The following is a 12,885-nucleotide window of genomic DNA, read 5'->3' on the forward strand; positions in this document are numbered from 1 at the left end:
AAGAGAGAAGAAGGATTCTTCGCTTCCGCCTTCTCTCTTTGCTGTATTTAAAAAGTTTCATACGAGAAGAAAGGCGGCGTTTTCTGTGAAAAGGAACAGCTGGATTCGGAAACAAGGCTGGGTGGGCTACGTTTTTATTTTGCCTAATATGCTCGGTATCCTGGCATTTTTTATTCTGCCTGCCTTGTACTCCTTCTTTATGATGTTCACGGACTATCAATTCGCCAATCCGAATTGGACGTTCACCGGATTAGATAATATCCAACGCCTTTTTGGTGATGATCAGTTCTATGCTTCAATTAAATATACGATCATATTCCTGATGTCCGTTCCGGTCTCATTAGCAATTGCATTTCTCGTTGCTCTTGTGCTTAACCGGAGCGTGTATTTGAAAGGATTGCTTAGAGGTATGTTCTTCCTGCCATATATCTCTAGCGGTGTTGCTGTTGCTTTTGTATGGATGCTGCTGTTCCAGCCGTCCCAGGGGCCGATTAATGAAGTGCTTCGCTTTATCGGCATTGTATCGCCTCCGGGCTGGTTCGCTGATTCGAGTTCGGCGATGTATGCCATTGACGTCGTGCAAATCTGGTTTATGTTAGGCTACAACATGATTATCTATCTGGCAGCCCTGCAGGAGATTTCGACTGAGCAACTTGAAGCGGCACGTATTGACGGTGCAGGGAAAGCAACTATTACATGGAGGATTGTATGGCCGCTTGTTAGTCCAACGACATTTATGCTATTGATTACGGGGCTGATTATGACGGTCAAATCCTTCTCTCTCATCCAAGCGATTACGGGCGGCGGCCCAAGCGGAAGCACTACGATTCTGTCGCTGTTCGTCTACAAAACGGCATTTAGCTATTATGAGATGGGCTATGCGTCAACCATTTCCTGGTTTCTGTTTGCGGTTATTCTTGTCATTACCATTATCCAATGGGTCGGCCAAAAACGCTGGGTCCATTACTAGAGAGGAGCTGGCTCTATGTTTAGAACAACGAAGACACGCTCGGTTAAGCTTTCTGTCACGATCCTTATGCTGATTGCAGGGTTGTTTATGATTGTCCCTTTTTTATGGATGCTCAGTACTTCCTTCCAGACCCCAAGTGAAGTATTCCGCCAATGGCTTCCTTCGAAGCTGGACTGGACCAGCCATAAGCGAATCTGGACGGGAAACTATAACTTTCTCCCTTATTATTTGAACTCAATTAAGATTGCCGTGATTGGTACAGCAGGTGCCGTTTTTTTGTCGGCTTTTGCTGCTTATGGCTTCGCCCGTACGGAATTTAAAGGACGTAATACCCTCTTCATCGTGTATCTATCCATGATGATGATACCTCCTCAAGTCGTTTTTGTTCCGAAGTTTATCCTGTTTAACTGGCTTCATATTTATAACACGCATTGGGCATTAATTCTGCCAGCCATGTTCTCGATATTTGGCGTATTTATGCTCCGTCAATTCTTTCTCAGTATACCGAACGAGATTACAGAATCTGCATTACTCGATGGTGCGGGTCATTTTCGAATTTTCTTCAAGCTGGTGTTACCGTTAGCCAAACCAGCGCTTGCAACGTTTGCGATTATCGATTTTTCCTGGCAGTGGAATGATTATGAGAATGCTCTGGTTTTCCTGCAGAGTCCAAAGCTTTATACGATTCCGCTTGGTCTACAAAATTTCGTTTTGGAAAACAACGTTGACTATAACGGCATGATGGCAGCTTCTTCGGCAGCGATTATCCCTATGATTCTAATCTTTTTGCTTGGTCAGAAATATATTATTCAGGGCGTATCCAGTTCAGCTGTAAAAGGCTAATTCAAAGGAGGCTTATATAATGAGACGCGAGAAACTATTATTCGATGTTACGGTCATTGGCGGAGGACTTTCCGGGATTTGTGCCGCTATTGCAGCGGTAAGATTAGGTCAAAAGGTTGCCCTCGTGCATAATCGTCCTGTACTTGGCGGCAATTCCAGCTCCGAGGTACGTGTATGGGTATGCGGTGCAACGGGGCATGGCGTGAACCGTTACGCCCGGGAGACCGGCATTATGGGTGAATTATTCATTCAGAATCAACAACGTAATCCGGAAGGCAACCCCTATTTGTGGGACGTTACTTTGCTGGAGGCGGTAAGAGCCGAACCTAATCTGACTCTATTTATGAATACGGATGTTAGAGAAGTAGAAGCAGACGGTGAGAAGGATGCAAGGATAATTCGTAGCGTGAAAGGCTGGATGATGGGCTCCGAGCGTGAGATTACGTTTGAAAGTAAGATCTTTCTTGACTGTACAGGTGACGGACTCGTCGGATTTCTCGCTGGAGCAGCATACCGGATTGGTCGTGAAGCCCGTCATGAGTTCGGGGAAGAATGGGCACCGGAAGTTGCTGATGATATTACGCTTGGCAGCACACTGTTGTTCTATACGAAAGATACCGGAAAACCGGTACGGTTTGTAGCTCCATCGTTTGCTAAAGACATTACGACAACCCCAATTCCGCTAAAGCGTGTGATCCGCAGTGGAGATTCCGGCTGTCATTACTGGTGGATTGAATGGGGCGGCGAGCTGGATACGGTACATGAGAATGAGCAGATTCGGGATGAGTTATGGTCTGTTATTTATGGCATCTGGGATTATATTAAGAACTCCGGCAAGTTTCAGGCCGAGGAGATGACGTTGGAATGGGTAGGCTCGATTCCAGGCAAACGCGAATACCGTCGCTTCCTTGGTGATACGATTCTGACGCAAAATGATGTTATCTCTCAGCGTCCATTCGAAGACCGGGTCGCCTTTGGTGGTTGGTCCATCGACCTGCATCCCCCACAAGGGATGTATGCAAGCGAGAGCGGCTCCAAACATCTGCATGCGGATGGCATATATCATATTCCGTTTGGGTGCCTGTACTCCCGCAATGTCAGCAATCTGCTGTTTGCGGGACGTAATATCAGTGCATCGCATGTTGCATTTGGAACAACCCGCGTTATGGCAACTTGTGCAGTAATGGGAGAAGCGGCAGGTGTAGGCGCTGCCTTGTCGGTAATCAAAGGCATCACGCCTCGTGAGCTGCGTGAGCAGCATTTAACCGAATTGCAACAAACGATGTTACGGACCGATGCCTCAATTATAGGACTGAGAAATATGGATTCTGCTGATCTTGCGAGAAAGGGGACCATCACGGCTTCAAGCACGATGACCCGAATTTTGATCAACGAACCTTCCGAGGAATACCGGCTGGTCACTGATGTTGGATGGCTGTTCCCGACCGAGGGTGGAATTGAGGGATTTACGCTGTTGGTCTCTGCCCGTGAGGCTACAAGTCTCACTATAGAACTATGGGATACAGGTCGACCTGAGAATTATGTACCAGCAAACTTCAAGCAAGCTTTGCATATCCAGGTCGATGCAGGTGAAAATCAATGGTTGGATGTGCTTGCAGACAGTGCAATGTTTGGAGGCGATCCTTCTAATGTATTTATCATTGTTCGTGCGAATGAAGCAGTCAGTCTCTATACATCAGCTGTCCCGATCAGCGGTGTCCTCGCGTTTGAGCGGGGAGTCAAGCCAATAGTCAGCTCTGATCTGGAGGATCATCAGCCGAATCAGCCCATTATCGAATGGTCGATGAAGCGACTTGTCCGAAAGCCATTCTGTTTTGCAGTTGAGACTGGCGCGTATTCACCTGATAAAGTCATCAACGGCTATGTCCGCCCGTTTGGCGGTCCACAGTTGTGGATATCGGAGCCCATCACTAATGGCCGTGAAGAATGGATTGAAGTCAAGCTTCCAGAACTAGTGGATATTCGGGAAATTCACCTTACCTTTAATGACGATGTTAATGAGGATTTGATCAATTTGCATCATCACGAGACACCGTTTCTGATCATTCCCGAGTTGGTTAAGAGCTACGAGGTGCAGGCATATATTAATGGGGAATGGGAACGTTTTGCTGGTGATAGCCATAACCTTACTCGCAAAAAGATTCATCGTCTTGAGAATCCGATCCAATCAAAACGGATTAGGGTGATCATCAAGGAAACGCACGGTGGCGATCGGGCAGAAGTGTTTGAAATTCGACTATATGATTCTTATAGATGACGGCACCCGTGTTCCGCAGCTAGCATCCACAAATAAATGATTGGCCGAAATCTCGCCTTCTTCTTCTGAACTCTAATCGTATGGAAAAGAATCTAGATAAACGATATACTAGCTTATAACTGCTTTTTTGTTGAGGTGAATATCTAATGGAAGAAATCGACGAATCCAAACAACTTGTATTACAAATTGGCGCTGCCTTGAAAAGGTACAGAAAAGAAAACAACATGAGCTTAGACGACTTAGCGGAATTGACAGGCGTAAGCAAACTTACTCTGGGAAATATCGAACGTGGCGAGACAAATCCAACTTTGGCGATGATATGGAAAATCTCAAAAGGCATATCTTTACCACTCTTGGCTTTGTTCAAATCAGAAGACCCTGTAAGTTTGTATCGAGCAGGCGAAGGATTGCGGTTTTCTAATGAACAAAAAAATTGGGTTATTGAACCCGTCTTTAAAAACGCTAGCAGCGATATTGAAATGTGTCGGGCTTACTTACAGCCCAATAGCTCCTACCACCCTGAAGGACATCATGTGAATACAACTGAAATTGCGACCGTAATGACGGGATCTATTGAAATTCAAGTCAATGGAGAGATTCACATCTTGAATCAATACGATACGATTAGTTTTCGTGCTGATTCTCCTCACTCTTATACTAATCATACGAATAGTGAAACCGTGCTGCATATAGCCTTGAAGTATGGTTTCTAAAAGTCGCAAATTCCACTTATGAATACAACTCCGAATTCCATCACCGGAATTCAGAGTTGTATTTTTGTTTTTTAGACAATTTAATTATATTATAAAATACTTATTGTAAATAATAATATACTGTACTATACTTTTATTGTCCGCGCGGATAATTATTGTACCATTTTTACAATCAACAGGGAACAAATAATACCTGTGATTTCAGAAGGAGAATTGAAGAATGCTGAACAATCAAAATACAAAAGCCCTACCTTCCTCTATAGGGTTTATCATTCTCGGCATTATTTTTATTGCTGCTAATTTACGTACTCCCTTAACATCGGTCGGTCCTTTAGTGAGTCTAATAAGGGATGACGTTCATATTTCAAATACATTAGCGGGCTTGATAACGACTTTACCCTTGTTAGCCTTTGCTTTATTATCGCCTCTAGTACCAAAATTAGGCCGAAAGTATGGGGTTGAACGTATCATTTTGCTTGCCCTAATCTTTTTGACAATTGGCATTGTAATACGTTCTTTATCTGGTGCAGCTAATCTGTATATTGGAACAGTAATTCTAGGATTTGCAATTGCCATATGTAATGTATTATTGCCAAGTATAATCAAAAGGGATTTCCCCAATAAAATTGGCTCTATGACAGGTCTTTACTCCGTTTCAATGTGTTTATGTGGAGCCATTGCATCAGGAATCAGTGTACCGCTAGCTGTGAACGCAGGTCTAAAATGGCAGGGAGCATTAGGAATATGGGGGATTCTAAGTTTTGTAGCCATTCTCTGTTGGTTACCCCAATTAAGAAATCAATCGAAGCAAACAGTCACGACCAGTCAGCAGAGGGCCAGCATCGATGTGAATGTTTGGCGGTCCCCTCTTGCATGGCAGGTAACCTTATTTATGGGTATACAGTCCATGGTTTTCTATGTGTTGATCGCATGGTTACCTGAAATTTTAAAGCAGCAAGGAATTGATTCAACCCAATCTGGTTGGTACCTCTCGATAATGCAGTTAGCACTGCTTCCATTTACATTTATTGTTCCTGTTATTGCTGGGCGCATGTCTAGCCAACGTTTGTTAGTGGTTATCACAACCATTTTGCTTTTGACGGGAACACTCGGGCTTCTTTACGGAAGCTCCAATATTATATTATTGTGGATCATAATACTGGGAATTGGTGTAGGTTTCGCCTTTAGTTTATCCATGATGTTTTTTGGGTTACGCACTGAAAATGCGCATCAAGCAGCGGAATTGTCTGGCATGGCGCAATCGATCGGATATCTTCTTGCCGCAATTGGTCCTGCACTTATTGGATATCTGCATGATGCGACAAATAGTTGGGATATGCCACTTTTCATTCTGCTGGGCGCTTCGGTCTTACTTTTGTTAGCCGGAATGGGAGCAGCAAGAAACCGTTTTGTAGGTAGCGGAAGTCGTTACGAGCTGCCACGGAAAGGACGATAACTATGTTTGACAAAATTATTGTGGCAATTGATCAAGCTGGAATAACGAACAAACTTCTCAATGCAACCGTTGAAATAGCCCGAGACAAACAAAGCCAAGTTACCTTGGTTAATGTTAGCCAGGAATTTGTATCGAGTGGTATGACCTATTTACCAGAGAATTTCTTGGAAGAAATATTGAACGAAATGAAGAAAGCGAGTTTGGAACAGTTGCAACACGCCAAATCCAAATTAAAATCTGCGGGGATTAACTCAGAAACAGTTCATCTTAAGGGAGATCCTGCACATGAAATATTAAAATATGCTAAGGATACTGAGCAGCAACTTATTATTATTGGTAGCCGGGGGCTAAGTGGCATAAAAGAAATGATGCTTGGAAGTGTCAGCCACAAGGTTTCACAGTTATCGAAATGCCCAGTGCTCATTGTGCACTAAATCCTTAGGAAACTGCAAGGCTGATGCATTAATATACTAATGCGGAACACGAGTTACATTAATAGTCTAAAACCCCCTACTAGAGCAAAACTATAATTTGCTCTAGTAGGGGGTTTTATGATTGTTTTAAAACGAACTATTGACTTACAGTTAACTCTATGTCCTATACTCTGAATTAGGAAAGAAAAATAAGTGGCTTTTCTGGAGTAGGGCAGTTACAATTTGTTAGGATCAATAAGACGTGGGGTGTGAACGGGGGATAGGTAACGCTAAATGGATTGTAATGACGATTCAAATAAACTAAATTACGTAATGAATTGGAGATTTAATCAACAATGATAAAGAGTAATAATTGGAATGTATTTGGCCTGGCATTGTTGCTGGGTTTGTTTTCAACATTAGGCCCATTTACTATTGATATGTATTTACCGGCTTTTCCTGAGATTGCAAAGAATTTCAATACAAGTGCATCACTTGTTCAGTTTAGTCTTACTGCTTGTTTATTAGGTCTAGGTGTGGGGCAGCTCGTTATGGGTCCTTTGAGTGATGCTCACGGTAGACGTAAACCGTTGTTAATCTCCATGGCAGCCTATATTATTTGCTCCTTGGCGTGCGCTTTTGCTCCTAATATCGGACTATTGATTTTGTTTCGTTTCACTCAAGGGTTTGCGGCTTCAGCAGGAATTGTTATTTCTCGCGCGATAGCTAGGGACCTGTACAGTGGACATGAACTCACTAAATTCTTCTCTTTGCTGTTGCTTGTAGGGAATTTAGGGCCTTTGGCAGCACCGATCGCTGGAAGTGGCATTCTTTCATTCACGACATGGATTGGAGTGTTTATCTCACTCTCATTTTTGGGTGTTTTCTTATTAATAATGACAAAGTGGGGCTTGAAGGAGTCTAACCCACCTGAACGACGTATGGCTCCCAACTTCAAACAACAGTTGGGCAATTACAGAACGCTACTACGTGACCGCAAGTTTGTCGGCTATATGCTTGCACAGGGAATCATGACGGCTGGGGTATTTGCATATGTAGCAGGAACACCATTTATTTACCAAAATATTTATGGAGTCACACCAACTGTATTTGCTATATTGTTTGCTTCGAACGGGATCAGCTTGATCATCGGTTCCCAAATTGTGGGTCGGTTAGCACAACGTATACCTGAGCAGACCCTTCTATTATCTGGACTGTGGCTTGCTCTAGCGGCAAGCGTTGCAGCTTTGGTGGTAACCATAGTTCATGGCCCGCTGTTCGCATTGGTCATTCCATTGTTCTTCTTTGTTTGCTCCATAGGTATTACGTCTACTGCGGCATTCCCGCTTGCGATGGAGAGCCAAGCCAAGATGGCTGGAAGTGCAGCAGCGCTACTCGGAGTTGTTCCTTTTCTTTTAGGCGCCCTGGTTGCTCCTCTGGTTGGTATCGCAGGTGAAGACACTGCCGTCCCACTTGGACTCACTTTATTAATGACCAGTCTCGTTGCGATTCTTACGTATTTCCTACTCGTTAAAAAAATAACGCATCACACACCTCAGCATGCTCAGTCTGATGCTAACTTTTAATGAGAATATGAGGGATTGATCCTATTAGATATAAAAAACCGTTGATCTTTAATTTAAAGACTCAACGGTTTTTTATTAAGGTAATGAAGGAAAGACGGCAAAGAACTTTTGAAAGGCTAGCCTTTCGGGATCTTCCGGTAGCTGGAAGGGGAGAATCCCGATATCTTCTTGAAGAGCCTGGAGAAATAATAGGGATCACTAATGCCCACTGCATAGCTGACTTCCTTAATACTCAGTTGGGTAAGATCCAGAAGATGACCTGCCCGCTGAATTTTGAGCCGTAGGAAATATTCGATCGGAGCGACGCCCGTTTCAGAATTAAAAAGAAAGATCAGATGCTGTTTCGACACCCCGACATGATTAGCCAACTCCGTAAGAGAAATAGAGCCACTCATATGTACATTAATGTATTGAATGGCCTGTTCCAGATAAGTTTCACGTTTCTTCTCTTGTGCCGATTTGACGGCATTTAAGCCAATCCCGGAGAGCAACTGTCTTGTAGTTTGGGCCACATGTACATGGGTAGTCAGGGCATATGTCCGCTCGGCCAGCATTTCATAGGTAGGTAGGAACCATTCCATTAAACGGGCCTTGCCGCTTGGGGATAAAGCGAGTGTGGCGTTAGATAAACCAAACATCTTCACCAATCGATTCGCATGGCTGCCTTTGAAATGAAACCAGTAGATACTCCATGGATTCTCCTGCATTGCCCCGTAACGATGGGCAGTTTCGGGTGGGATTATCATCATATCTCCTTGCTGCATGATTAATCGCTCTCCATGATTCAACTCAACCCATCCTTCTCCCGCTTCGCAAAAGATGAAAATATGCGAGGGGCTGCCTTCCAGGCGCTCCCTGAAATGATACTGAGCATTAGAGAAATAGCCGATGTCCGTAATAAATAAGGTAGAGGTTAGTTCTTCTTGTTCCAGTTCTTTCATCCAGTATTCTGGAAGTACATATAGCTTCTGCTCTACAAATCCTTCACGCTTGCGTATGTGGTCAGGACTCATTCCAGTTACCCCCGTAATTCATAATCCGAATAAGAATATAATCCATCACTTCCCGCATTTCGTCAATTGGAACCTTCCTTGCCAGAATATACAGTATAACTATCAAGACAAGGGAGGCAATTCTAACATGAAGCATGAGGCTGTGGATCACAAGCTGGAGGCGGATCCAACCGGATCCAGTCAGGTACAAGTATGGGAGACAAGCGTGTTGATACCTACATATGAGGCGGGTGAAGCTGACCCAAATCCGATGTTTCTGGAGAAAAGAGTCTATCAGGGAAGCACCGGTCGTGTGTATCCGCATCCAGTAATCGAGAGTATCTCGGATGTGAAGCATGATAAAAATTACAAATTGGTTATTCTGGAAAATCAATATATCCGTATTGAGATCATGCCGGAAATTGGCGGTAGAATCTATCGTGCGCTTGATAAAACGAACAATTATGATTTTGTTTATTATAACCGCGTCATTAAGCCTGCACTGGTGGGCCTTGCTGGTTCTTGGATCTCCGGAGGAATTGAATTTAACTGGCCGCAGCATCACCGTCCTAATACATTTGGTCCGGTTGAATACAAATACGAAGCAACTGGCGATGGCAGTGCTACAGTATGGGTTAGTGAGATTGATCGAATGTACGGTACCAAAGTCACTGCAGCCTTCAAACTCTATCCGGATAAGGCCTATTTGGAGATCCAGGCTCAATTATACAACCGGACACCTGAGCCACAGACCTTTCTGTGGTGGGCAAACCCGGCCGTAGCAGTTAATGAATATACACAATCCGTGTTTCCACCAGACGTAACGGCTGTATTCGATCATGGCAAAAGGGATGTCTCCCGTTTTCCTATTGCTACCGGAACTTATTACAAACAGGATTACTCGGAAGGCGTTGATATTTCCCGGTACAAGAACATACCGGTTCCGACTTCGTACATGGCTTATAAATCCGAATATAATTTCGTCGGCGCATACGACCACGGCGTAGAAGCCGGATTGCTGCATGTGGCGAATCATCATATTTCTCCCGGCAAGAAACAATGGACTTGGGGGAATGGGGAGTTCGGTCAGGCGTGGGACCGTCAATTGACGGATGAAGATGGCCCATACATTGAACTTATGACTGGAGTGTACACAGACAATCAGCCCGACTTCACTTGGCTACAGCCCTACGAGGAGAAGACCTTTACCCAGTATTTCATGCCTTACAAAAACATCGGTGTCGTAAAAAATGCCTCCATCGAAGCAGCCATCAATCTGGAAGTTGATGCTGAAGTCGGAGAGGCAGTGATCAAGGTATATGCAACATCTAAACTCGAACATGCCGTTGTGGAGTTGAGTGGGGCGGCAACCCGGTATTTGCAGGAAACGGTTGAATTGTCCCCTGTAGATGTATATCAGAAGGTTATTCCGCTGGAGAGCGGGGAGCAGGAGCATGATCTGAAGCTTTTGGTTCGAAATAGGGAAGGCAGAGTGCTGATTTCCTATCAACCGAAACGTCCGGATATTGAACAGATTCCTGAAGCTGCTAAACCACTGGCAGCACCAGAAGAACTTCGTTCGACCGAAGAACTGTATCTGGCAGGCAAGCATCTGGAGCAATATCGGCATGCTACGTTTGAGCCTGAAGCGTACTATCTGCAAGGATTGAAGCGGGATAACGGAGATATCCGGTTAAATGTAGCTTATGGAACGTTACTACTTCGTCGTGGATTATACATAGACAGCGAGCAGTATTTCCGTAAAGCGATTGAGCGGTTGACCTGGCGTAATCCGAACCCGTATGACAGCGAGGCCTACTACCAGCTGGGGGTAGCACTTCGTGACCAAGGCCGTTTGGATGAAGCGTTTACTGCTTTTCACAAATCGGTATGGTCGGCAACGTGGCAGGATGCGGGGTACTTCTCTCTTGCTCAGATTTCCAGCGTGAAAGGCCAGTACACCGAGGCACTGGAGCAGATTGAGCGTTCACTCATCCGCAATTCACGAAACTACAAAGCACGTAATCTGAAAGCCGCACTGCTGCGCAAGCTTGGTCTGATTGATAATGCAAAGGCCTATGCGCTTGAAACCCTTGAATTGGATGTTGCGGATTTTGGAGCTTATAATGAGTTGGCTTTGGCTCATACAGCTATGGGAGACAAGGATGCTGCACAAGGTATTCTAACTGAATTACAGCAATTGATGAGAGATGACGCCCACAACTATCTGAATGTCATCGCAGATTATATGGACAGCGGTTTCTATGAAGAAGCCATTGCAGTAGGGAAAAGAATAGTGGACCCGGAAAATTCAGTCTATCCGATGCTGCATTATGCACTGGCTGAATCATATAAACGTATCGGACAACATGAACATGCTCAAGAAGCACGTCGTAAGGGACAATTGGCCAATCCAACCTATTGTTTCCCGAACACGTTGTTTGAACTTGAGCTGCTGGTAAGTGCAGTTCATGCTAATCCGAAGGACGACAAGGCTCATTACTATCTCGGAAACTTTTATTATGACAAAAAACGACCTATCGATGCGATTGCGAGCTGGGAGAAATCCCGCGAACTACGGGATGATTTCCCGACGGTACACCGCAACTTGGGGCTGGCCTATTATAACAAAAAGAACAATCCGAAAGCGGCCCTAGCTTCGCTTGAACAGGCCTTTGCTTATGCACCGGATGATGGTCGTATTTTCTTTGAACTGGATCAGCTGCGTAAGAAGCTTGCGTGGTCAACAGACAAACGCCTCCAGTTCCTTGAAGAGCGGCGAGATCTGGTCGAGAAGCGAGATGATCTGTATGTGGAATACGTATCCCTGTTAAACAATCTTGAACGTTATCAAGAGGCAATCGCTGCCTTGTCTCTGCGCAATTTCCATCCGTGGGAAGGTGGAGAAGGGAAAGTGACTGGGCAATATAAGTTGGCTCATACTGAGCTTGGTAAACAAGCGCTGCAAAACGGTCATTATGAAGCAGCAGTTCAGCATTTACAACAAGCATTAGTCTATCCGTTGAATCTGGGAGAAGGTAAGTTGGAAGGAACTCAGGAGAATAATATTTATTATTATCTAGGCATGGCTTACGAAGGTCTGCAGCGGGAAACAGAAGCTATCGCTAGTTATACCATAGCTTCACAGGGTCTAGCCGAGCCGACAAGTGCGTTGTTCTACAACGATCAGCCGCCAGAAATGATCTTCTACCAAGGGTTGGCCTGGTTAAAGCTCCGTAACAGGAAGGAAGCTAAGCGCCGTTTTAATAAACTGATTGATTATGCTGAAAAGCATATTTTTGACGATATCAAAATGGACTATTTTGCGGTATCCTTGCCGGATTTCCTGGTATTTGAGGATGATTTGAACCGGCGAAATGTAATCCATTGCAGGTACATGAGGGGATTGGGACTTCTGGGGCTTGGCCGTGACAAAGAAGCCGGAACTGAACTTGAGTTGGCTCTTAAAATGGAGCCTAATCATCAAGGGGCAATGGTTCATAGACGGTATTCCCAACGACTGCGCGAAGGATTTCAACCTTAATGCTCCATCATCAAAGAGATGTAGAGATATTGTCCATTGGCTGTATTATAGAGAATAAACCTGTATTGCTACAAACAAAAAGGAAGGTGT

The 12,885-nt window shown here is 44.5% G+C and carries 9 protein-coding genes; 8 read left to right on the forward strand and 1 reads right to left on the reverse strand.

What is annotated here, in order from left to right; translation table 11 throughout:
* Nucleotides 1–85 precede the first annotated feature (85 nt).
* The 7 genes from gpAD87_RS08710 (at nucleotide 86) to gpAD87_RS08740 (ending at nucleotide 8,259) form a co-directional block, all read left to right on the forward strand.
* A complete protein-coding gene (locus tag gpAD87_RS08710; protein ID WP_082935045.1) occupies nucleotides 86–970 on the forward strand; it encodes a carbohydrate ABC transporter permease in 885 nt (294 codons plus the stop codon).
* A 15-nt stretch (nucleotides 971–985) separates the two neighbouring features.
* Complete coding sequence (locus gpAD87_RS08715) at nucleotides 986–1,813, forward strand: carbohydrate ABC transporter permease (protein ID WP_064637560.1); 828 nt, start codon at nucleotides 986–988, stop codon at nucleotides 1,811–1,813.
* Between the two features lie 19 nt (nucleotides 1,814–1,832).
* The gene (locus gpAD87_RS08720) at nucleotides 1,833–4,091 is read left to right on the forward strand and encodes an FAD-dependent oxidoreductase (protein ID WP_064637562.1); all 2,259 of its coding nucleotides are present in this window, start codon (nucleotides 1,833–1,835) and stop codon (nucleotides 4,089–4,091) included.
* A 146-nt stretch (nucleotides 4,092–4,237) separates the two neighbouring features.
* Nucleotides 4,238–4,804 carry a helix-turn-helix domain-containing protein gene (locus tag gpAD87_RS08725; protein ID WP_064637564.1) on the forward strand — a complete coding sequence of 189 codons (567 nt, stop codon included), beginning with the start codon at nucleotides 4,238–4,240 and terminating at the stop codon, nucleotides 4,802–4,804.
* A gap of 220 nt (nucleotides 4,805–5,024) precedes the next feature.
* On the forward strand, nucleotides 5,025–6,260 hold the full coding sequence (locus tag gpAD87_RS08730; protein ID WP_064637566.1) for a CynX/NimT family MFS transporter: 1,236 nt from the start codon (nucleotides 5,025–5,027) through the stop codon (nucleotides 6,258–6,260).
* A 2-nt stretch (nucleotides 6,261–6,262) separates the two neighbouring features.
* Nucleotides 6,263–6,694: a universal stress protein gene (locus tag gpAD87_RS08735; protein ID WP_064637568.1), complete on the forward strand. Its 432-nt coding sequence runs from the start codon at nucleotides 6,263–6,265 to the stop codon at nucleotides 6,692–6,694.
* A 335-nt stretch (nucleotides 6,695–7,029) separates the two neighbouring features.
* A complete protein-coding gene (locus gpAD87_RS08740) occupies nucleotides 7,030–8,259 on the forward strand; it encodes a multidrug effflux MFS transporter (RefSeq protein WP_064637570.1) in 1,230 nt (409 codons plus the stop codon).
* A gap of 116 nt (nucleotides 8,260–8,375) precedes the next feature.
* Here gpAD87_RS08740 and gpAD87_RS08745 read toward each other — a convergent pair whose 3' ends face one another.
* The gene (locus tag gpAD87_RS08745) at nucleotides 8,376–9,272 is read right to left on the reverse strand and encodes an AraC family transcriptional regulator (protein ID WP_064637572.1); all 897 of its coding nucleotides are present in this window, start codon (nucleotides 9,270–9,272) and stop codon (nucleotides 8,376–8,378) included.
* A 127-nt stretch (nucleotides 9,273–9,399) separates the two neighbouring features.
* On the opposite strand from gpAD87_RS08745, the gene gpAD87_RS08750 reads away from it, so the two are divergent.
* Complete coding sequence (locus gpAD87_RS08750) at nucleotides 9,400–12,795, forward strand: DUF5107 domain-containing protein (protein ID WP_064637574.1); 3,396 nt, start codon at nucleotides 9,400–9,402, stop codon at nucleotides 12,793–12,795.
* Nucleotides 12,796–12,885 lie beyond the last annotated feature (90 nt).

Source organism: Paenibacillus sp. AD87, from assembly GCF_001659845.1.
Classification (GTDB): Bacteria; Bacillota; Bacilli; order Paenibacillales; family Paenibacillaceae; genus Paenibacillus; species Paenibacillus marchantiae.